We start from the raw sequence: 21,209 nt of genomic DNA, 5'->3' as shown, positions 1-21,209 counted from the left end.
ATGATTCAAATTACTCAACAACAAACAATCCAGCACCACCCAAGACTCGGAATTGAAGTCCTGCGCGGTTGCAATCTTAACTGCCTCACAGAAATAGAGTCGCGTGAATTAAAAGAATCACTTTGGAAACATGGCGTTGTAGTCGTTAGACAGCAACAGCTTACCGCAGAACAATTAAAAGAATTTGCCAAGCAGACTTTTGGCGATTTTATGTTTGGCGGCCCTCCGAAAACATTAGATCCTGAGATTAGTCCAGACTTACAAAGCCAATATGTCTATATATTGGGTAATCCTAAAGGACCGGTTGCCGATCCAGCCGGTAAATATGCATGGCAATAGCATCATGATAAAGATGGTCTCCCTATTACAGAGGGACTGGATATGAACGCACTATATGTTGTAATGCTTTATGGAATACAAGTGCCGGAAGGTGTAGATGGGCAACCTCACACTACTGAGTTCCTCGATATGGTAGAAGCTTACAATAACCTAGATCCTGAACATCAGCAGCAATTAGAGCAGATGTCGATGTATCACTCGCCACCAATGTTTTCTAAAAAACCCAATGTAGATACTGATATACCGAAGAAACTGCATCCCATTGTGTCCACTCACAAAGTCACTGGTAAAAAGGGATTATATTTAGGTTCGGACACTGCGATCGCAGTTGGTATGGAAGATCGACCAGAAGAAGCAAAACGTTTCTGGGAAGATTTGTTTAGGACTGTTCTAGATTGTACGCCAGTCTACTCTCATGTTTGGCAGCCAGAAGATATTATTTTTTGGGATAATTCACAAGTGATGCACAGAGGTAGACCTTACGATCCAACCAAACACCAGCGAATTGCGTTGCGTTTAGGTGTAGTGCAGACAGATTGAAAGACACTACTACAATAGACTTCTTGGCATTGTGGGGAAAAGGGTAAGGGGTAAAGGGTAAAGGTATGGAATTTTCCCTTAACCTTTAACCTTTCCCCAACATTTTTAATTTTTAATTTTTAATTCCGCCTTGCGGTACTAGGGCGTTGTCTCAGGAGTTGGTATTGGTGTAGATTCAGGTGTGGAGGTTTCTGTAGGTGTGGGTGTTAGTGTGGGCGTAGGTGTCGGCGTTGGCGTGGGTGTTGGTGTCGGTGTGGATGTTTCCGTGGGCGTGGGTGTTGGTGATGGGGGAACTGTGGGACTTTCTGCTGTAACAGTGAGTTGATAATCTACTGGTTTCGTTGCTGTGGAAACTACAACAAACTCATAAAATCCATTTTCTGGTAATTTAGTTGACAAACTACGCTTGGTAGAATCTTCTAAAAATCGAATTTTGCCAGAGGGTGAATAGACTGATAACAAGACTTGGGAATTTGCTTCTAGCTTCAAATCCAGAGATTGGTTTTTGGCAAGTCCAGCAATGAATACTTTACCACCACCAGGTTGGAGAGTACCATTGACTGTTTTGCCAGTAGCCCCAGGATCGAAGACAAGTTTCTGGAAAGCGCTACCGTCAAGGATTGCACTGAGTCGATCGCTAACAAATCCATACCAAACTTGTCCAATGGGCTGACCTTGGAAACTTTTACCTCGCTGCTCAGGAAATACACTTAAGAATGCATTATCTCCCAAATCATACAATGAACGGCTACCAACATTGATTTTGTTAACTTCTGCTTTCCAGCGATCGCGTTCAGCAGTTGTGTAAGTTCCTAGTTTTTGGCGGGCATTATTACTCAGTGGTGCAAGCTTTTCTAGTAATTCCGAAGCTGTTTTATCCCACTCTGCGCGCAAACTCTCATCTTCAGGGCCATTGCTGAGAGTACGTCCTTGTAAACTGGGATTTCTATCCCAAAAAACTTGATTCACCAAGTTCACGTAGAAGTTAGAGTTAATACCCAATTGTTGACGGCGATCGCTTAATCTTTCTTTGCGTTCTCGTTCTGCTGGCGAATATTGCGCTAAAGGATCGGTTGGTTGTTCGCTAGTTGGAATGGGGCTGGCTGTAGGATTAGGGTCGATTTGCCCGACATCTCGTCTGCCATTCAATCCCCACCAAATTAATCCCACACTCCCAACTACTAGCGCCGCCACAATGAAGGTTTTTGTTGGTGTCCACCAGGAGGAAGAGGGAGAAGATGAGGGATATGAGGGATATGGAGGGGTTGGAGAAGCTGGGGGAGGTGGGGAGACGGCGACGGTGGCGGCTGTGGGTTGTGGTGGAGTGGGATATTGAGTTGGCGGATAATTCGCTGGGGGTGAGTTGAGAACTTGGAGTACTTGACGGGCTGATTGATAGCGATCGCTGGGTCTAGCAGATAGCATTTTATCTAATACCTGTGCCAAATCTTGACTCAGATTAACTTCCCGTCGCCATTGCCAACTGAGAGTATAGGTATCAATTAATTCTTGGGGTTGTTTCCCTGTCAGTAAAACCAACATTGTTGCGGCTAAAGCATACAAGTCGCTGTGGGGGGATACTAACCCAGTTTGCATTTGTTCTGGGGGCGCAAATCCGATTTTACCTAATAAGGTTGGTGCTGGCGGAGGTGCTACCATACCGGGTTGGTAATATTCGGAAGCCACGGTTGCTACTACTTGTTTGACACCGCCAAAATCAATTAAAACTGGCAGTTTGTCAACACTCCGAAGCATTAAATTATCTGGGGAAATATCTCGATGAATTACTCCTAGTGAATGAATGTATTCCAACACTGGCAAAATTGAAAAGAACAATTGGCGTATTTCCGCCTCTGTAAAGCGCAAACCCTGTTGTATCCGGGCATTTAACAAAGAATTGTAAGTTTCCCCTTCTACATAATCTTGCACCAAAAATAGATATTCTTTGCCCCCTAAATTCAGCCGCAGCAGTTCTCGGAAACGGGGAATTTGAGGATGTTGCAGTTTATAAAGAACACTCGCTTCTCTCTCAAACAGTTCTTCAGCTTTTTCGACAACGTAAGCAGTTTGAACTTGAGGGGAAAATTCTTTTAAAACACAAAGTTCGCGGAAACGGTTGACATCTTCAGCTAAATAAGTGCGTCCGAAGCCACCTTGGCCAATTTGACGCACGATCGCATAGCGATCGCCTAAAGTCATTCCTGGTTGGATACTATAACTCATGGGTGTATCCAACAAATTCTCACCACACTGGAGACAAAAGCGGCTACCTGGGGAATTTTCATGTCCTTTAGAACAATATATTTTTGTCATTTGTTATTTGTCATTTGTCATTTGTCATTTGTTACTCTTCCCCAGTTCCCAGCGATGCACTGAGCTTGTCGAAGTGTCCCCAGTCGCATTATTTGCCAGATTGTACTTTACTGACTCGATCGGCTGCGATCGCATACCAAATTTGACCAAAAGTCTGTTGATTGAGTTTCTTACGCTGCTGATCGGGAAACAAGCGATCGAATTTTTCATTTGTGTCTTTGGTCAACTGATCGATTGTATAGTTGCCAAACTGCCCCGATCGCGCTTGTTGTCTCCATGTATCGTAATCTTTTTGACTATAGTTACCCAATTTCCGACGAGCTGCTGTACTGAGGTCAGCCTGTTCTAGTTTATCTAATAAATTATCGGCAATATCAGACCATTCATCTCGTAAACCAGCATCTTCAGGTTTAGATGTCAGGCTACGTCCTTTTAATTCTGGTTTTTTTGTATAAAATAAATCATCTACTGTGCGAATAAAAAATCCTTCAGTAATTTCTAACTCTTGACGACGACTGATAATTTTCTGGAGGTCGCTATTTTTTCCTTTGTCACCAGCTGGTTTACCAGTTGGAAACTGTGGGATTTGCGGTAATGAAGGTAATGAAATTGATGGGATGGTGATTGAAGTTACCGCCCGAATAACTGCATTTCCCGCTGCTAAAGTTAATCCAACTAAAGCCGTTCCCCCTAAACTCATCACAAAAGGGCGAATCCAAACAGGGAAAGATGCCGGTTTCACAATTGCTTGTGTTTGCCTCTGGAATCTGCTCATCACAGCACTGGCGCGTTGTCTTCCCGGAGCAACTACCATCGTCTTGATCTTGGTGGTAATATAATTGCCTGAAGATTTAGTTGCAGTTGGCGATGGTAAATCTCTGAGGATTTGCTCGGCTCGTTGGTAGCGATCGCTCGGTCGATAAGCCAGCATCTTTTTTAACACCGTTTCGAGTTGGGAACTAACTCGGATTTCTTTTCCCCACCTCCAAATTCCCTGATAGCTGTCGTATAGTTTCTGCGGTTCTTGACCTGTGAGTAACACCAGTGATGTTACCGCTAAAGAGTATAAATCACTGCTAAAAAATGCTTTGCCCTGCCGTAGCTGTTCTTCTGGAGCGTAGCCTTTTTTACCCAGCAAAGTATTATTTTCAGCCAACTTGGTACGCCAAAAACCTTGAGAAGCTGGCAATTGCTTGACGCCACCAAAATCAATTAGCACTGGTAGATTATCAGAACGCCGCCAGATGAGATTATCGGGAGAGATATCACGGTGAATTACATCTCGTGAGTGGATGTAGGATAATACAGGTAAAATTTGTTGCAGGAGGATGATTACTTCCTCTTCACTAAAGGTTTTTCCTTGACTTTCACGCTGTTCTAATAACTGGTAGTAGTTATCACCATCCACATAATCTTGCACTAAAAAGAAAAAATCTTTAGTGCCTATCTTCACTTGTAGCGAGGCGTGAAAACGCGGAATCTGTGGATGCTGGAGTTTTTTTAAGACATTCGCTTCTCTCTCAAATAACTCTTTAGCTTTTTGTAAATCTTGATTTTCTTGTACTTGGGGTGCAAACTCCTTCAGCACACAGGTTTGATGAGATTTATTGATATCTTCCGCCAAATAAGTGCGTCCAAAGCCGCCCTGTCCTAAATGACGGATAATTTGATAGCGATTATCCACAACCTGTCCCACAGCAAGAGGTAATGGTTCGCCACAATGGGTGCAAAAGCGGTTACTACCATTATTTGTGTGTTGTTTACTGCAATAGAGCTGCATGGTGCTGAAGGATAAATTAAGGTTTTATTTAATGACTACAACGCACATACCCTCATTTTCGGATATTCTACGAATTACGTAGCTTGCTTCTCGCATGAAGACGAGTATTACGAATTACGAATTATTTTAAACGGTGTTGGTTCTACTTCAGGATAAATAAGCAAGTGTCATGAACGGCAAATCAAGACATCAGCAAGTAATTAAAGCATTTGAAGATTTTTTGTCTACCCCCCTAGAAACTCTACTGCAAAGGCATCTCAACACTCAAACTTCGGCAGCTTTGAGTTTATTTCACGATGTGGCGGCGAATGTACCAGCCTACAAGGCGTTTTTAGCAGAAAGGGAAATTAATCCCGCGACTATTCAAACCTTAGAGGAGTTTCAAAAACTACCAGCGATCGCTAAACAAAATTATATACTGCGTTATCCTCTAGCTGACTTGTGCCGTAACGGACAACTCCAAGAGTGCGACATGATAGCTGCTTCATCAGGTTCTAGTGGGAAACCGACATTTTGGCCTCGTTTTTTCACAGATGAACTCCAAATCGCCACACGCTTTGAACAGATTTTTCACGATAGTTTCTATACAGATACCAGACGTACTCTAGCAGTGATTTGTTTCACTTTAGGCACTTGGGTGGGTGGGATGTTTACTACGAATTGCTGTCGTTATCTTGCTAGCAAAGGTTATCCTATCACTGTAATTACTCCTGGTAACAATAAAGAAGAAATCTTGCGAGTTGTCCAAGAACTTGGTTCAGGTTTTGAGCAAGTGGTGTTATTGGGATATCCGCCATTTTTAAAAGATGTGATTGATACTGGTATCGCTCGTGGTGTGGAGTGGCAGCAATATCAGATTAAATTGGTGATGGCGGGAGAAGTATTTAGTGAAGAATGGCGGAGTTTAGTTGCTCAAAGAGTTGGTTCGCGAAATCCTTGTTATGATTTTGCATCACTTTACGGTACTGCGGATGCGGGAGTTTTGGGTAATGAAACACCCTTAAGTATCTGTATTCGCCGTTTTTTAGCAGAAAATCCCGATGCAGCCAGAGCTTTATTTGGAGAATCGCGTTTACCCACGCTAGTACAATACGATCCTTTCACTCGCTTTTTTGAAGCTCAAGATGGTGGTTTGCTGTTTTCGGGAGATAACGGTATTCCCTTAGTGCGTTATGACATTTTGGATACTGGCGGGATAATTAGTTATAATGCGATGCTGCAATTTTTAACAGAATGGGGATTTAATCCGCTGGAAAATCTCCGTTCTGATACTCAAGAATCACCAAGAGGTATTCATCAGCTACCTTTTGTTTATGTTTTTGGGCGTTCTAATTTTACAGTTTCTTACTTTGGTGCAAATATCTATCCCGAAAATGTGACGGTGGGATTAGAACAACCAGGAATTCAAGAATGGGTGACAGGTAAATTCGTGTTGCAGGTGAAAGAAGATGCTGATAAGAATCGATTTTTATCTGTAGTTGTGGAATTAGCAGTCGGGGTAGAGGGTAGTGAAGCCCAAAGACTTGCGATCGCTTCTTCTATTCTTTCACAATTGTTACGTCTAAATAGCGAGTTTGCTAATTATGTTCCGGCAGAATATCAAACACCACAGGTTACATTAGCGCCAATGGGTGATTTTGAATATTTCCCGATTGGAGTGAAACATCGTTATACGCGTCAATAGAAAATGCAACAATAAATAGTTTTCAATTATAGCAGGGGACTGAGGTTAAAAGTGAAGCATAAAAGCTAGTTGCTTCTATCATCTCCATGATTGCGGCATAATAAAAACTAAACCTGAAAATTCTGAAGTAGGCAATGAATACTACCCATAATTCTCCGATGGATGATGGATCATCAGCAGATTTAATTTCTGTTGCAGAGTTACAGCAACAGCTTAATGACTTACTCCAGCAACTATCTCCAAAACGATTACAAGTGCTGACTGATTTTGCTGCTTATTTGGCAAATGCTGAAAGCGAAGCTGCAACCCAAGAACTTTTGGCAATTCCTGGATTGTTAGAGCGAGTTAAGCACTCATCAGTAACGCCTAAAGCCCAATACACCCCCTGGAGAACTCTTCGCTCTGATGTATGAAGTTCTTCTTCATCCCGATGTCCAGGAATTTTATGTCAATGCTGACAAAGCCCTTGCTAAGAAAATTGCCCGATGTTTGCAGCAGCTAGAACAAACTCCTCGTCGATCGCACCCCAACATTAAAGCCCTGAAGGATCGCTCATCGCAGCGAGGTATATGAACCGTAAAGGCGATCGCTTAATTAATTCATCGAGGTGATCGCGAAAACGATGCCTGCGGCGGGCTACGCCTACGCATTTTCATTCTGTTTACGATATCTGTTTTACTAGGGGCGACGCATTCCCTGGATTGCGGAAATATCGGACGTGATAGATTTACGAGACGCTTACGAGATGGGATGAATCGCGTCTTTGCAAGGGATTGCTGCTTCTACATTTCGCTTATGTTTTGGCTGGAGGAAGTATTTTTTTTCCTACTCTCCATCTTTCACTTTCTCTTGTTGATGCCAAGCTTGATAAAAAGCTAGGTAGAGCATACTTTGGGCGCACTTCCAAATAACTTCGTAGCAATATATTTTACGTATAAATTGAGAACCGTCTTCTTCTTTCTGATTGATGCATTCTTTTAAATTATTAACTGCTAATGGGTAAAGCTGGTTTTGAAGTATCTCAATGAGGCAAAAAGAAGCTGACTGTAAAACATTTCGGCATCTCTATGGTATTTGGTACAATATCCAAGATATTCAGTGAAATTTCAGGGTAACTGAAATTTCTTAATAATCGGAATCGCTATCTCTACCCTTGTATCTGTATTTATGGGAAAATTTCATCTAAATATTTAAAGTAATATGTCAGAAACACCTCAAGACGACGGCATTTGGATTGTTACCGATGAAACGCCGCAAATAGCAATTCCTGATGGTGCTAAAGGCGGGAGTGGTAATACACGCGGTTGGGGAGACGAAACTATCAGGGAAAGTATTGCTAGCAAAGGGGTAGGAGATGCGGTTAAGGTTAGCGCTCAAACATTAGAGCAAAATATGACTCACTTTCTCAAAGTTGTGGGGAATTTGTTTAGTCAAGCCCAACAGCAAGCAAAAGTCAACTCCAAGATGCAGCTAGATGAAATTGAGTTGTCGGTAGAAATTAGTGCAGATGGGGAAGTTAAATTAATTGGCAATGGTGCAAAAGCTGGGACTAAAGGAGCAATTAAGCTGAAGTTCAAGCGCCAAGAACCATAGTGAGATGGCAAAAAATTGGGCGATCGCGATCGGAATTAACCAGTATGATTATCTGCAACCGCTAAACTATGCCAAGCGGGATGCACAGTTAATGCAGGAGTTTCTGGGGAATGAAGCCGGTTTTGAGCGGATATTCTTCTTCTCGGATGACTCTCCGGAACTTGCTGGAAAATCGACTCGCCCAACTCGCACTAACTTGCTGCGAGTTTTGCGACAGTTATTTGAAAATCCCTTTATGGGAGCAGGCGATAATTTCTGGTTTTTCTTCAGTGGTCATGGGATAAGATACGCTGACCGTGATTATCTCATGCCCTGTGATGGCGATCCAGAGGATATTGAAAATACGGCAATTGCGATTAACTTTGTGACTGAACGCCTGCGTCGTTGCGGTGCTGATAATGTTGTCTTGATTCTGGATGCTTGTCGCAATGAAGGTAAAAAAACAGGTGAAGGAATTGGGCGACAAACCGCAGAAGAAGCACGTCAACAAGGAGTTATCAGCATTTTTTCTTGTATTCCCCAAGAATATTCTTATGAAATTGAGGCTTTACAACAAGGTGCTTTTACTACTGCATTACTAGAAGGGTTAGGAATTCAAGGTAAATGCGCTACTGTTGAACGATTGGATCAATATCTTAAGTTTCGCGTGCCTGAACTGGTTCGCCAGTATAAGAATACAAGGCAAACGCCTTATCTTATTGCTGAACCTGTGAATAAATCCCACCTAATACTTGTACCACGATATGCAACTCTAGCAGATATCGCCACGTTGAAAAATGATGCTTACCAAGCAGAAGTAAACAGGAATTTAGATTTAGCAGAGCAATTATGGATTCGGGTATTAGCTGCGGCTTCAGGGCAAGATATGGATGCAGTGAGAGGTTTACAAAGAATTGAGCGGTTGCGAAATAGTTCTGCAAATCCTGATTTACCTGAGCAAACAATTCCACAAGCATCTAAGTCAGTCACAAATACACCTATAAGTAAACTTCTTCAAACACCTCCCAAGGAAACCTCACCAATTACTAATACTCAAACTTCTGGTGCAGGACAATTTGCAACATCTACTATTTCAACACCTTCTTCACCATCAAAAAAACCAATATTACCTAACCGGTCACGGCGAAAGATGATTCAAATTGTTGGGTTTGCGGGTGCTGGGTTGGGTTTGGCAATTGTAGTACCTCGCATCTGGCGGTCTGATTCAGGAGAAACTACACCAGCATCTACACCAGCAGCTTCACCAGAAATAACAAGACTTCCTAGTAACCCGAACCCGTCTGACGTTTCCTCCAATAGCTTAAAAACCTTTCCATTTGAAACGGTGACTGTCAATGCACAGGGAAATATCGCCAACCGCCGTAAACAGGAAGCGAAATACTTTGTTGAAAACTTAGGGAATGGTGTCACCTTGGAAATGGTGCAGATACCAGGGGGAACCTTTATGATGGGTTCACCGGAAAAAGAAGCAGAAAGAGAGAAAGATGAAAGTCCACAGCATCAGGTAAAAGTACCTGGGTTTTTCATGGGTAAATATGAAATCACCCAGGCACAGTATAATGCAATTATGTATAATATTTCTCCCAACTCCATAGGTGAGATCATAGTTCAGAAACGACCTGTAAAAAATGTGAGTTGGGATGATGCAGTAGAATTTTGTAAAAAATTGACCCAAAAGACAGGAAAAACCTATCGACTACCTAGTGAAGCCGAATGGGAATATGCTTGTCGGGCTGGAACCAAGACGCCATTTTATTTTGGTGAAACGATTACCACAGATTTAGTTAACTACAATGGTAACTTTCCCTACGGTTCTGCTCCAAAAGGTGAATATCGTAATGAAACAACAAATGTAGGAAAATTTCCACCAAACTCTTTCGGTTTATACGATATGCATGGTAATGTATGGGAATGGTGTCAAGATGTATGTAATGACAATTACCAGGGTGCGCCAAAAGATGGTAGTGCGTGGCTGACTGGTAAAGATAATAACATTAGGCTGCTGCGTGGCGGTAGTTGGGTCAACGGTGCCAGGAATTGCCGTTCTGTCGGTCGCTATTGGCTCGCGCGCGCGAATCGTAACAACAATGTTGGTTTTCGCGTGGTGGCGGTGGCTGTGGCGTGAGGATTCCTTGCCCTTTACACTCTTCCCCTTTTGCCCTCTGCACTTCTTATTCTTTTTCCTTCGTCTTCCCTGTCCGCCGCAGTGGTGGCTGTGGCGTGAGTACTCCCCAAAGTAATTAGTAGGTTGGGTTGAGGAACGAAACCCAACATTACCCATCACAATACTCAACGCTGATGTTGGGTTTCACTTCGTTTAACCCAACCTACGATTTAGATAATATCTACTCTTTAGCAATATCAGAGTCAAATACAATTTCTTGCCCAGCACCCCACGTAATATCATACATACCCTGACGAACAGAACGATGAAAACTGGAATATTCCCAATCTTGTGGAGCTTTCGCTAAACCATGTTTGACAGGATTGTAATGAATATATTCAAGGTGATTTTTAAAATCTACCTCGTCTTTAATCAAGTGTTCCCAAAAACGACGCTGCCAAATACCTCGCTCTTTTTTATTTTGCCTAGAGGTAGATAGGTTTTCCTGTGATAGAGTAATGCACTGGCGACTAAAATAGCTTTTGATCAAACGCCAACGAGTAGAAAAATTGCAATCGCCCTGTGGTAATGTCCAAATACAGTGCAGATGATCAGGTAATAAAACAAAGGCATCAATTATAAATGGGTGTTGATGCATTACATGCCGAAAAACATTTCTTAATAAACATACGTTAGTAGGTAAACATAATAGTCTTTGTCTTTTATATGTTACGAGTGTAAAAAAGTAAGTTCCACCTTCGATTGTGGCTCGGCGATATTGCATTGCGTTAATTTTATGGTGGTTGAATTTCGCTTTTCATATCAAAGTATTGGTATAAAGGATACCATCAATTTATTTCTGTTGAGATGTGAGTTAAGAAATGAGTGAGTGGCAATCTAATAAACTAAAGTAGATGTTGGGTTTCGTTCCTCAACCCAACCTACAATTAAGTCTAATTTGGGGTTTGACAATACCTTTAGCCTATTTGCGATCGCACTCAGCATCTCCATCCTTATTGGTGCGAAGGCGTAGCCCGTCGTAGACATCGCTGGACTAATTAAAATCCTAAAATTCAGCTTATCTTAATTGTTCTAATTTTTGTTTAATCAAAATTTCAACTTCTTCAATCTCAGCATTCGATTTTGAGATGTCAAAAGTCTCTGGAGACGCTTCAGATGTAAAGCGGTCAACAAAAGCACGAAACGCTGCTTTGTTGTCGGGGTGAGCAATGACGAAGGCTCTTAACTCGGTTTTGCTCATGCTGCTAAAGTCTGGCTCAATCACAAGAACCTCTAAAGACCATTGCGATAGATTTCTATCTCTATGTTATATCCTGCCAAAATAAACACATTACCTGTTTGTTCATTGAGGCGGATAATGTAAATAGGAGTGAATGTATTGGTCAAAGATTGACATAGTATGACACACCTGATGCCTTGTTCAGCAGTTGGCAAGATTTGTATACCTCATAACCCCATAGCTTGGAATCAGAATAGCAGGTAAGGGGAAAATATCAAACCATCTATGTTGTAAATTGATAAGGCAGTGTTTTTCAATCTCGCCATCAAATATCGAATCTAAATCCCCATCATAAAACTTAATTACGAATTACGAATTACGAATTACGAATTATTTAATAGTGCGTTGTCACAAAGGTCAACGCACTCTTATCTAAAGAAGCGGCGAGTCCAAACAATCACTTCACAGATGCCACTGTTTGGTTTACTACTGGGCGTGGTTTCTTGCGGTCTGACCTGCGCGTTCCACCAGCCATCTCATATTCATCACTATTTTTGCCATAGTGAGATGCAACGTTTAACAGCATTTGCTCAGAATAAGTATTCAACTCTCGTTCTGCTTCTATCAATGCGTTGTGTGTCTTATTTACTACTGTTTGTGCTTGATTATAAGCGGCTAGCTTCTCTCTTAACTCAACTACTTTAGTGTTGTAAGTAGCAATTGAAAACCCATTACTAAAGTCTAACTCAGGGTTAATTGTCTGCATTCCTTCAATCCGTCGTTCAGCTTTGGTCAGCGACATGGAGTTTCGTTTGCGTTGCGTCATATAGTTTTCCTGTTTCGATTAATTTATAAATAACCCGGATGTTATACACTGAGTTATTTATATATCATCAAAATACGCAACAAGCGGATGCACTAGCCACAGTGAAGTTACAGAATTATAAAAGCATTGGATGGCATTAGCCAATTAGATAGATGCGGGTATATTTGCTGAAATTCGTTGAGAAAAGCTAGTTTTGATGTCGCAAAAGCTAGTTTTGATGTCGCAAAAGCTGGTTTTGATGTCGCAAAAGCTGGTTTTGATGTCACAAAAGCTGGTTTTGATGTCACAAAAGCTAGTTTTGATGTCGCAAAAGCTGGTTTTGATGTCACAAAAGCTGGTTTTGATGTCGCAAAAGCTGGTTTTGATGTCGCGGAGCTTTATTATCTCATGTAGAGACGCGATTTATCGCGTCTAAAAAATTGACGCGTTAGACAGACGCGATAAATCGCCGTCTCTATAAAGAATGTACTCGTTAATTATTCCTTGACAGACTACTAACTAATAGTAACAACAGCTACCATCGCATCGGCTAGAGGGAAATGAGACGAAGCACACTAAAAATTTATTTTTATAACTGAAAATTTTATTTTATTTATATGTTAAGTAGCTTTTAGGATGTTATCTGTATAATCTATCATTCAGTCTGAATTATCAAATGTATAATCTATCATTCAGTCTGATTGATTATTGACCTCTGTTACTCATTGATAGGTTGAAATTTGGGAATTAGGGCATCTCTTTTTAAGACATAACATACTACTTACCTAGTAGTTATTTATTAACTGAATTTGAGAAGTTATGTAGGCATACTCTATCCTAGACATGACCTAAACTTGTGCTTCAAAAATCATGAGCCATTATATGAATAGTTAGCACGTTAACAGCACCATCCAATGTCTCAAGACTTATTAAACTCCTTTCAAGAAGCATACAGCAATCTCGAACTGTTTCCGTTAATGGAACGGAACGAAATGGAAAGATTTCGAGTCGAATATGGTGATGATTTGATTGCAGACCTGAACCAATTAGTAGAAGATAGTCCTAATGGAGATGGCAAAATAGTCTTTACAGGACATCGAGGATGTGGTAAGTCTACTTTGTTAGCTGAATTTAGCCGACAAATTCAAGATAAATATTTTGTAGTTCTGTTTTCTATTGCCGATAAAATTGAAATGTCGGCAGTTAATCATATTAATATACTGTTTGCGATCGCAGTTAATTTAATGACAGAGGCAGAAGCCCGCAAAGTTGATATTCCCCAATCGACTAAAGAAGCTCTTTATAAGTGGTTCGCTACCCGCACTCGCACTGAAGAATTAAATTTGCAAGCAGAAGCTAGTATAGGTTTTGACCTTTTAAAATTGATTAGTTCTAAATTAAAAGCCGATGCAAGCGTTCGGGATGAAATTAAGCAAGAATTTGAACGCAAGTTATCAGATTTAGTTGCCAGGATTAACGAAATAGCTGCTTTAATTCAAGCTGCAACTAAGCAAAACGTTTTAGTTATTATTGATGATTTAGATAAACTGGATTTAGGCAGAGTTAACGAAATTTATCGAGATAACATTAAAGCTCTTTGTCAACCTAACTTTCAAATTATCTACACTATCCCGATCGCAGTCCTTCGAGAAACATTTATTAGCACAATAATTGCCACTGAAACCAACGATCAAGTTGTGGCAATGCCTGTATTAAAAATATTTGATAAAGGTAAAAATCGCTTTCCTAATGCCCAACCTCGCCCAGAAGCAACCAAGATTCTCGGTGAAGTTTTACAAAAACGGATTCCTAGTGAATTAATCGCAGCAGAAACGGCTGAAAAAATTGTGATTTCTAGTGGTGGTGTATTGCGAGAATTAATTCGGATTTCTAAAGAATGTTGCCGTATATGTTTGCGAACTATCCGGCGAAACCCCTCAGCCGAAGTTGTTATTGATGATAAAATTCTTCTGCAAGCAATCAATAAAATTCGCAATGATTTTTCGATACGTTTAGGAAAAACTGATATCGATATTTTGCAGAGCGTTTATGAACAATTTATGCCCAACGACCCCAAACAAGCAGAGTTTTTAGATTTGTTACACGGGCTGTATGTTCTAGAATATCGCACTGATGAAACTTGGTATGATGTTCATCCAATTATTATCGAAAGCTTGAGAAGACAGGGAGCCATTAATGTTAAATGAGGAATTATTTGATGAAGGAGAAAATCAAGATGCGTATGATGATTTAATTGTTTCTATTGAAGCTCAAAAGCGGGGTTTAAATTTGCTGATTGCGGTTTGCGATGATGCTAGCTTTCGCGATCGGATTATTGCTCAATATGAAGCTGAACTCCAACCCGCCTTCAGTGCATATCGAGTAACTTTAGCACGTCAAGAACCAAGTCTCAAAGCTGCTCTTAACCAACTGGTACAACAAGAAGAATATCTCCGTCAGCAGAACCCGGCGGTAATCACTGTGATGGGTGCTGAACAATTGTATTTTCTTAGGTTGGGAAATGAGCAATCAGAACAGGAGAAATTTTTTGGTTACTTACAGTGGACAAGGGAAGGATTGCGCGAATTTCCATTTGCGATCGTGCTTTGGGTAACTAATCAAATTTTAGTAAACTTAATTAAAAAAGCTCCTGATTTTTGGAGTTGGCGCAACGGTGTATTTCGGTTTGAATCTCAAAAGACAAATGCTATTCCTGGTAAAGAATTAGAAAATATCCGCTTTGTTTTTCGAGACACAGAATTAGCTAGCACAGATACTAATGAAACTAATCGCTTTTTCTTACCCATTCAAGATTTACAAAGGTTAATCGAGAAAGTAGAACACGAACGGGGAACTAAAGACCCCACCTTGGCTACTTTATACTCAAGGTTGGGCGATATTTACCACAGCAGATTAGATCGGGGTGAATCTCAAAACTATCAAGAAGAACAGGAATTAGCAATTAAATATTTGCGTCAAGCGAGTGAGTTACAAAATGAATTAGGTTTGCAGATAGACTTAGCTAATAGCCTCAACAATTTAGCAGGAATATATCGTGCAACAGGAAACTACAGTGAAGCCGAACCCTTATATAAACAAGCTTTAGAACTGAGAAAACGCCTGTTAGGAGAAAATCATCCTGCTTTTGCTACTAGTCTGAATAATTTGGCAGGACTTTACAAATCTACTGGACAATATAGTAAAGCAGAACTCCTATATCAACAAGCTTTAGAACTGAGGAAAGGATTGTTAGGAGAAAACCATGCCGATGTTGCCGCTAGTCTGAACAATTTGGCATTACTATATGATGAACAAGGACGTTATGATGAAGCAGAACCTCTGTATTTGCAATCATTAGAACTCGAAAAACGTCTACTGGGTGAAAATCATCTTTCTTTTGCTCTGATACTGAATAATTTAGCGCTACTTTATTATCATCAAGGACGTTACAGTGAAGCTGAACCTTTGTCGCAACAAGCAATAGAATTAGATAAGCGATTTTTGGGAGAAGAAAATCCTGATGTTGCTACAGATTTGCACAATTTAGGTTTAATATACCGCGCTCAAGGACGCTACAGTGAAGCGGAATCTTTATTTTTGGAATCATTAGAACTCAAACAGCGTGTATTACAAAAAGCGCATCCGCTATTAGCAGATACGATCTACGCTCTTGGTTATATGTACAGAGAACAAGGACGTTACAATGAAGCGGAATCCTTATGTATAAAAGCCTTAGAACTTGATAAGCACCTATTGGGAGAAAATCATCCCAATGTTGCCGAAAGTCTCAACAATCTGGCAGAAATTTATCGTGCAACAGGACGTTACGGTGAAGCAGAACCGCTTTATTTGCAAGCTTTAGATATTTGCGAACGAGTCTGGGGTGTAAATCATCACCGTAGTGTTACTGTTCGTCAAAATTTAGCGAAACTTGCCACAGCAATGCAGAATAATTAAAAAGAAGTAGTGATTTAAACGATCTGCGATCAAAAACCTAAGAGGATGTCTGAGAAGTATTAAATATTTCGCTTGATCCCCCCTAGCCCCCCTTAAAAAGGGGGGAACCGGAATCAAAGTCCCCCTTTTTAAGGGGGATTTAGGGGGATCTACAAGTCTCAAATACAACACCAAAAAGTTTTCAGACATCCTCTAATAACAATAACTAAAAATGTTCGCAATATATAAGCTAAGGTAGGCAATTTATGACTCAAGCTATACCCAAATTAGTAACATTTGAAGATTTTGCAGCCTGGCGTCCTGAAGGTGGAAGGTATGAATTACATGATGGCGTGATTGTTGAAATGGCACAACCAGTAGGAGATCATGAAGATATTGTCGGGTTTTTGGTTGAAAAAATTGCAGTTGAGTACGTTCGCAATGGTCTAGCTTATTTCATCCCAAAAACAGCATTAGTTAAATCTGCTATTAGTGGGACTTAGACAAAAAGTAGCTAGAAAAAAACCTCAAATGCATATACAGATAGACTTTGACATCATTTCGCGTAGATTATTGATATATCTGGGTTTCAAGCATCTTTGAGTATTTGGTGTATTTTTCTTGCCCTGTATGGGTTTGAGGCTTGTTTTTGGCTCAAAAATGTTTAAGTCCCGTTAGTCAGTCTTGCTATTCTCCAGACTTGCTATTACTCAACCGTCCTGCTTTAAAGTTAGAGCCACTTTGGCAGAAATATTCTACAGTTGAGTTTGCCGATTCTATCCCTTTAGTGATTGAAGTTATTAGTACTAACTGGCGGGATGATTATTATAAAAAGCTAGGTGAATATGAACAAATAGGGATAAAAGAATATTGGATTGTTGATTATTTAGCTATCGGTGGTAAAAAGTTTATTGGCAATCCTAAACAACCTACTATTTCTATCTACCAATTAGTTGACGGTGAATACCAAGTTACTCAATTTAGAGGCGATGACCGCATCGTATCACCTATTTTTCCCGAACTAAACCTGATTGCTCAACAGATTCTGCAAGCTGGTAGTTCCCAGTTCTAGCCGCGATCGCACACAAGTCTATACTTTTAGATACCCGACCTCTTAAACAAGTCGGGTATCTCTGGAAAGCTTGCTCACTTGTCCTGCAAATCTACTAGCGAACGCCAACAAAACCAGCTTTCTCAATTGCTCTTTGTCCTTGATCGGTTAATAAAAGATTGGCATAAGCATTTCCAATCTGCTGTTCTGCACCTTTATTCTGCTTAATAATCACAAACAAATTCGCAATCATCGGATAGCTACCATTTTCGATCGCCTGAGTATTTAGCTGGTTGCGCTGACGCGGACACTGTTCGGGCGAAACCATCGGCGTTTGATAGGGGGTAATTAGCCGATCGGAACTCTGACCCAATGGTAAAGCCTTCACGCTACATTGAAAGACTACCGAACGGGCAGAAGCGTAATATACACCACCAGGGGTTTTACTGAGTTGGCGCACTGCCTCTGTAGCAGAGTAGACATATTGCACGTTAGAGCCAAATGCTTGCCCTTTTAAGTCGCTATTGTTAGGAAATATTACTGTATCTGCGTCTTCTGGTCGTTGCGAAAAAGCTGTGATGGGTAGATTTGGCCCGCCGACTTGATTCCAGTTAGTAATTTTACCCAAATAAATTTGCTGCAATTGGTCAACAGTTAAACCAGGGACATTGAGTGATGGGTTGACTACCACTGCTATCCCATCTTTACCCACTTGGCGTTGTTCAAGGGTAAAGCCTCGCTCTTTTGCCATAGCTTGTTCTTCATTTGTGAGGGGACGGGAAGACTGAGCAAAGTCTATTTTCCCATCAAGCAACATCCGAATGCCGGAGCTAGAACCAGGACTACCATTAACAGGGTTTACATAGCGTAATTGTAGTTCCGGGCGATCGCTCTGGATCTGAGAATCTACCAATTGCCGAATAGATGCCCAAGCGGTACTACCTCCGTAGTTGAATGATGCAGGGGGAACATCAGCAACTGTTTGAAAAGTTGATTCATTCTTAGAGACGCGATTTAAATTTTGATTAGAGGAATTAACGCTGTTGCCAGACAATAAATTTGGCTTCAATAACCACCAAAGTAATCCGCCAATAACCATAAGTGTGAGAACTTTACCAATAATCAAACCTCTAAGAAAGAGAGAGATTTCGCTGTTAATTAAAGCTTTTCTTTGATTTGTATTGTCCATTTTTTTAAATATTGTTTCATTGTATTTATCTTACAGGAATATCTAAGTATTTATCCTACAGTATAGCAAGGGACTGGGGACTGGGTGAAAAGCCTTTTTGTGTCTAAGTTTTATCGTCTGTTGATGTCCTAACCACCTTGACTGTTGCTATAATATTGAAATATTTAAATTTACAGTAAATTTGTAATAGCTAGTTAATAGCCAGTTTTATGATTGCTGTTAAATAATTAACTTTTCTAATTTAGTGAAATTAAATTTACTCTTTGGTAATTTTTGCAATGGTGCAATTGCTTTGACAGATTCTTCTGTTAGGTACTGATTTAGCTAGTAGACTACTTGTATTAGTTAATAATGGGAACTCAACCTTTGTATAAAACTCTTTAGTGGAGTAGGTTGGTTTGGAAGTGATGTCCCCGTATTAATGAATGTATAGATTAAAACTATTACTATCAAACTCGTAGTTGCACCAAGACCAATGCCCAGTAGCAAAATAAAGTTTCTATAAGTTAGCAAATAGGTATCATCAGCCTTGTGGTTGATATCAGCAGATTGTGAAGACTGTGATAACGCTACATCACAATCAAGTGCTTGTAAAGCTTCTGTGGCAGACTGATAACGCTGGTTATAGCGATCGCGAACCATTGTATCTAAAATATTTGCCAGAGCATCACTTACCTCTGCCTTGTCGCGCCAGATAACTTCTCCACTAGTGGGATCTTCTGGTAATTGCTCAGGCATTAAACCTGTTAAAGCTTGGATGCCAATCATCCCGACTGCATAAACATCGCTGCAAAGTTTTGGCTTTCCCTTAGCCTGTTCGCTTGGCATATAGCCAGGAGTCCCAACCGCAATTGTTAAGCCTGCTCCCAAAGCACCAATTTTTTTAATACTGCCAAAATCAATTAGCACAATCTTTTGATCCGAGTACCGCCGCATTAAGTTTTGAGGCTTAATATCTCGGTGAATAATATCGTGTTGGTGGACGAAAGCCAGTACTTCTAGGATGTCTTTTAGTAAATTTACGACTGTTTTCTCGTTCAGACGCTGACCTGGGACAATTTCTTGAGTCAAGGCATGACCGTCAATATATTCCTGAACTAAATAGAAATCTCCGTTTTCATTAAAATGAGCAAACAGTCTTGGAATTTGCTCGTGGTTGTTGCCTAGCTGGTATAAAACTTCTGCTTCCCGATCGAATAGCTTTTTAGCAATGGGTAGAACAGCAGGGTTGGAATCTTTTGGATGAAAATGTTTGACCACACAATGAGGTTGTCCTGGTAGATCCAAGTCAATGGCCAAGTAGGTATCACCAGAACCGCCACTTCCTAACTGTTTGACAATCTCAAAGCGATTCCGAAGTGTTTTTCTGTTGAAAGAGGAGCGATGTCTGTTACGTGTAGCACCCCCTACTAAGTAAGTATTACCAGATTCTCCGCTTTCTATCACTTTGACAGTTTCAAAGCGACTTCGGAGTGTTTTTCTAACTAGAGGGTTCTGGCTCATGTGGCGTATACTACTTTTTAATTTACTGACCATTCAGAGCTTGAATGAGGTTATGAATAACTGCTTGCTGGTAGATTTGCCGATCTTTGCGGCAGTTAGCCATCGCGCGACCTATGCTTTGGATACCTTTGGTGCTTAGTTGCTTGACTGCTTCGTTGAATACCCTTACAAGTATCTTAATACAAAATTAATTTATGAAATACTTCTGTAATTTTATCACTTAAGTAAATTTAACACTAGTCCACAGTATTTAAGCTATGGACAGAGAATAATATTTATGAGTTGAGATGGTTAAATCTTTTAACTGTTAAGTCTGAATTACTGACAAAACCTTGAGCAGTGAAGTTTAAAGGCACAAATAGCACTTCAAGTGTTCGCTACAATTTTGCGATCGGATTGTAGTCGTTACTAACTGCGATCGCGTTGTCAGATCGATGTGAGTTTGACGAAAAAAATAAAAAATATTGGGTAAGTTTTTGAGATAGTTCGGTGTAACTTTTCAATTACTCACACATTTTACGATCTCGATTTACTCATAATTCTAGCAAATCTTTAGTGCGTATTCGCTTCCACAAAATGCCACAATTAATATGTGTGATCCCAATTGTTAAAAAAAATCCATCCCTACCTACCCTTAGCAAGGAGAGGGTGCGCGTCAGCGCAGGTTGGGTTATCTGTCGTAAACATTTTTTGAATTGGTATCAAATACTTCAATGAGAAAGCAAAGCGAATTACAATACTTGCAATCTCGCCAATAACTTCAAGTTTCTTTCTACTTTTATGAGTAAAATAAATATTAGAATTATATTTCCTTAAATATAAATCCGTATAAATTTGCGAACTTTATTTATTGGTTTACTCAGTCCTTATAACATTAATTTACAGTATATTAACTGGTTCTTCAATACTTTCTCTAAAACATCCTACTTTTCCGACTTTTCCCACCTTTTACTTTACTCGCCTTTCTATCACTTTCAATCACTCAGTTGCATCTAGCAAAAGTAATAGTTGGAATAAATAGTCGAAGCTGATTTTTATATATTTTTTATTTAACTTTTTTAGGCAGGCAATAAATATGCCTTATTTATATTAATAACCTTTGTATAAGGCAATACAGAAAAATTGTTTAACC

Annotated in this window: 20 protein-coding genes and 1 pseudogene; 12 read left to right on the top strand and 9 right to left on the bottom strand. The window is 40.2% G+C overall.

Going from position 1 to position 21,209, the window contains the following annotated elements; translation table 11 throughout:
* Positions 1-339, top strand: coding sequence for a hypothetical protein (locus RM368_RS21685; RefSeq protein WP_322695946.1), 339 nt, complete (start codon positions 1-3; stop codon positions 337-339).
* Between the two features lie 42 nt (positions 340-381).
* Positions 382-879, top strand: coding sequence for a TauD/TfdA family dioxygenase (locus tag RM368_RS21680; RefSeq protein WP_322695945.1), 498 nt, complete (start codon positions 382-384; stop codon positions 877-879).
* Between the two features lie 138 nt (positions 880-1,017).
* Here RM368_RS21680 and RM368_RS21675 read toward each other — a convergent pair whose 3' ends face one another.
* Together RM368_RS21675 and RM368_RS21670 are read right to left on the bottom strand one after the other, a co-directional pair.
* Positions 1,018-3,192, bottom strand: a complete 2,175-nt coding sequence (locus RM368_RS21675; RefSeq protein WP_322695944.1) for a serine/threonine-protein kinase — start codon at positions 3,190-3,192, stop codon at positions 1,018-1,020.
* An 88-nt stretch (positions 3,193-3,280) separates the two neighbouring features.
* Complete coding sequence (locus RM368_RS21670; RefSeq protein ID WP_322695943.1) at positions 3,281-4,972, bottom strand: serine/threonine-protein kinase; 1,692 nt, start codon at positions 4,970-4,972, stop codon at positions 3,281-3,283.
* 169 nt (positions 4,973-5,141) lie between these two features.
* Between RM368_RS21670 and RM368_RS21665 the strand changes: the two genes are divergently transcribed.
* The 3 genes from RM368_RS21665 to RM368_RS21655 all read left to right on the top strand — a co-directional run bounded on the left by RM368_RS21665 (position 5,142) and on the right by RM368_RS21655 (position 7,229).
* On the top strand, positions 5,142-6,656 hold the full coding sequence (locus RM368_RS21665) for a phenylacetate--CoA ligase family protein (protein ID WP_322695942.1): 1,515 nt from the start codon (positions 5,142-5,144) through the stop codon (positions 6,654-6,656).
* Between the two features lie 134 nt (positions 6,657-6,790).
* Positions 6,791-7,069 carry a hypothetical protein gene (locus RM368_RS21660; RefSeq protein WP_322695941.1) on the top strand — a complete coding sequence of 93 codons (279 nt, stop codon included), beginning with the start codon at positions 6,791-6,793 and terminating at the stop codon, positions 7,067-7,069.
* On the top strand, positions 7,062-7,229 hold the full coding sequence (locus RM368_RS21655; RefSeq protein ID WP_322695940.1) for a hypothetical protein: 168 nt from the start codon (positions 7,062-7,064) through the stop codon (positions 7,227-7,229). Before RM368_RS21660 ends, RM368_RS21655 begins: the two co-directional genes overlap by 8 nt.
* A gap of 252 nt (positions 7,230-7,481) precedes the next feature.
* Here the strand turns inward: RM368_RS21655 and RM368_RS38830 are convergent, their stop codons facing one another.
* A complete protein-coding gene (locus RM368_RS38830) occupies positions 7,482-7,583 on the bottom strand; it encodes a hypothetical protein (RefSeq protein WP_416211971.1) in 102 nt (33 codons plus the stop codon).
* 273 nt (positions 7,584-7,856) lie between these two features.
* On the opposite strand from RM368_RS38830, the gene RM368_RS21650 reads away from it, so the two are divergent.
* Together RM368_RS21650 and RM368_RS21645 are read left to right on the top strand one after the other, a co-directional pair.
* On the top strand, positions 7,857-8,249 hold the full coding sequence (locus RM368_RS21650) for a hypothetical protein (protein ID WP_322688446.1): 393 nt from the start codon (positions 7,857-7,859) through the stop codon (positions 8,247-8,249).
* Between the two features lie 4 nt (positions 8,250-8,253).
* Positions 8,254-10,374: an SUMF1/EgtB/PvdO family nonheme iron enzyme gene (locus RM368_RS21645; RefSeq protein WP_322695939.1), complete on the top strand. Its 2,121-nt coding sequence runs from the start codon at positions 8,254-8,256 to the stop codon at positions 10,372-10,374.
* A 220-nt stretch (positions 10,375-10,594) separates the two neighbouring features.
* Here the strand turns inward: RM368_RS21645 and RM368_RS21640 are convergent, their stop codons facing one another.
* The 4 genes from RM368_RS21640 to RM368_RS21630 all read right to left on the bottom strand — a co-directional run bounded on the left by RM368_RS21640 (position 10,595) and on the right by RM368_RS21630 (position 12,419).
* Entirely contained in the window at positions 10,595-11,137 is a 543-nt protein-coding gene (locus RM368_RS21640) for an REP-associated tyrosine transposase (protein WP_322695938.1), read from the bottom strand.
* 294 nt (positions 11,138-11,431) lie between these two features.
* Positions 11,432-11,638 carry a DUF6887 family protein gene (locus RM368_RS21635; RefSeq protein WP_322695937.1) on the bottom strand — a complete coding sequence of 69 codons (207 nt, stop codon included), beginning with the start codon at positions 11,636-11,638 and terminating at the stop codon, positions 11,432-11,434.
* An 8-nt stretch (positions 11,639-11,646) separates the two neighbouring features.
* Entirely contained in the window at positions 11,647-11,808 is a 162-nt protein-coding gene (locus RM368_RS38825) for a DUF6888 family protein (protein ID WP_322670231.1), read from the bottom strand.
* 242 nt (positions 11,809-12,050) lie between these two features.
* Positions 12,051-12,419 carry a hypothetical protein gene (locus RM368_RS21630; protein ID WP_322695936.1) on the bottom strand — a complete coding sequence of 123 codons (369 nt, stop codon included), beginning with the start codon at positions 12,417-12,419 and terminating at the stop codon, positions 12,051-12,053.
* 177 nt (positions 12,420-12,596) lie between these two features.
* Between RM368_RS21630 and RM368_RS21625 the strand changes: the two genes are divergently transcribed.
* The 5 genes and pseudogenes from RM368_RS21625 to RM368_RS21605 all read left to right on the top strand — a co-directional run.
* Positions 12,597-12,812, top strand: a complete 216-nt coding sequence (locus RM368_RS21625; protein WP_322695935.1) for a hypothetical protein — start codon at positions 12,597-12,599, stop codon at positions 12,810-12,812.
* A 500-nt stretch (positions 12,813-13,312) separates the two neighbouring features.
* Entirely contained in the window at positions 13,313-14,605 is a 1,293-nt protein-coding gene (locus RM368_RS21620; protein ID WP_322695934.1) for an ATP-binding protein, read from the top strand.
* Positions 14,595-16,355 carry a tetratricopeptide repeat protein gene (locus RM368_RS21615; RefSeq protein WP_322695933.1) on the top strand — a complete coding sequence of 587 codons (1,761 nt, stop codon included), beginning with the start codon at positions 14,595-14,597 and terminating at the stop codon, positions 16,353-16,355. Before RM368_RS21620 ends, RM368_RS21615 begins: the two co-directional genes overlap by 11 nt.
* A 245-nt stretch (positions 16,356-16,600) precedes the next feature.
* Positions 16,601-16,837, top strand: coding sequence for a Uma2 family endonuclease (locus RM368_RS21610; protein ID WP_416212251.1), 237 nt, complete (start codon positions 16,601-16,603; stop codon positions 16,835-16,837).
* Between the two features lie 167 nt (positions 16,838-17,004).
* Positions 17,005-17,406, top strand: a pseudogene (locus RM368_RS21605) (Uma2 family endonuclease); the annotation flags it as partial.
* A 94-nt stretch (positions 17,407-17,500) separates the two neighbouring features.
* Here the strand turns inward: RM368_RS21605 and RM368_RS21600 are convergent.
* Both RM368_RS21600 and RM368_RS21595 read right to left on the bottom strand, forming a co-directional pair.
* Positions 17,501-18,574 carry a PstS family phosphate ABC transporter substrate-binding protein gene (locus RM368_RS21600; RefSeq protein ID WP_322695932.1) on the bottom strand — a complete coding sequence of 358 codons (1,074 nt, stop codon included), beginning with the start codon at positions 18,572-18,574 and terminating at the stop codon, positions 17,501-17,503.
* 345 nt (positions 18,575-18,919) lie between these two features.
* Positions 18,920-20,077, bottom strand: coding sequence for a serine/threonine-protein kinase (locus RM368_RS21595; RefSeq protein ID WP_322695931.1), 1,158 nt, complete (start codon positions 20,075-20,077; stop codon positions 18,920-18,922).
* Positions 20,078-21,209 lie beyond the last annotated feature (1,132 nt).

It is taken from the genome of Nostoc sp. DedSLP03 (assembly GCF_034530815.1).
In the GTDB taxonomy this organism is placed as follows: Bacteria; Cyanobacteriota; Cyanobacteriia; order Cyanobacteriales; family Nostocaceae; genus Nostoc.
The sequence above is the reverse complement of the archived record's forward strand: the minus strand, read 5'-3'. Positions and strand labels throughout refer to the sequence as shown.

Coding starts and splice junctions, on each gene's coding strand:
- RM368_RS21685 (WP_322695946.1), top strand. CDS start 1: ATGATTCAAATTACTCAACAACAAACAATCCAGCACCACCCAAGACTC.
- RM368_RS21680 (WP_322695945.1), top strand. CDS start 382: ATGAACGCACTATATGTTGTAATGCTTTATGGAATACAAGTGCCGGAA.
- RM368_RS21675 (WP_322695944.1), bottom strand. CDS start 3,192: ATGACAAAAATATATTGTTCTAAAGGACATGAAAATTCCCCAGGTAGC.
- RM368_RS21670 (WP_322695943.1), bottom strand. CDS start 4,972: ATGCAGCTCTATTGCAGTAAACAACACACAAATAATGGTAGTAACCGC.
- RM368_RS21665 (WP_322695942.1), top strand. CDS start 5,142: ATGAACGGCAAATCAAGACATCAGCAAGTAATTAAAGCATTTGAAGAT.
- RM368_RS21660 (WP_322695941.1), top strand. CDS start 6,791: ATGAATACTACCCATAATTCTCCGATGGATGATGGATCATCAGCAGAT.
- RM368_RS21655 (WP_322695940.1), top strand. CDS start 7,062: ATGTATGAAGTTCTTCTTCATCCCGATGTCCAGGAATTTTATGTCAAT.
- RM368_RS21650 (WP_322688446.1), top strand. CDS start 7,857: ATGTCAGAAACACCTCAAGACGACGGCATTTGGATTGTTACCGATGAA.
- RM368_RS21645 (WP_322695939.1), top strand. CDS start 8,254: ATGGCAAAAAATTGGGCGATCGCGATCGGAATTAACCAGTATGATTAT.
- RM368_RS21640 (WP_322695938.1), bottom strand. CDS start 11,137: ATGCAATATCGCCGAGCCACAATCGAAGGTGGAACTTACTTTTTTACA.
- RM368_RS21630 (WP_322695936.1), bottom strand. CDS start 12,419: ATGACGCAACGCAAACGAAACTCCATGTCGCTGACCAAAGCTGAACGA.
- RM368_RS21620 (WP_322695934.1), top strand. CDS start 13,313: ATGTCTCAAGACTTATTAAACTCCTTTCAAGAAGCATACAGCAATCTC.
- RM368_RS21615 (WP_322695933.1), top strand. CDS start 14,595: ATGTTAAATGAGGAATTATTTGATGAAGGAGAAAATCAAGATGCGTAT.
- RM368_RS21610 (WP_416212251.1), top strand. CDS start 16,601: ATGACTCAAGCTATACCCAAATTAGTAACATTTGAAGATTTTGCAGCC.
- RM368_RS21600 (WP_322695932.1), bottom strand. CDS start 18,574: ATGGACAATACAAATCAAAGAAAAGCTTTAATTAACAGCGAAATCTCT.
- RM368_RS21595 (WP_322695931.1), bottom strand. CDS start 20,077: ATGAGCCAGAACCCTCTAGTTAGAAAAACACTCCGAAGTCGCTTTGAA.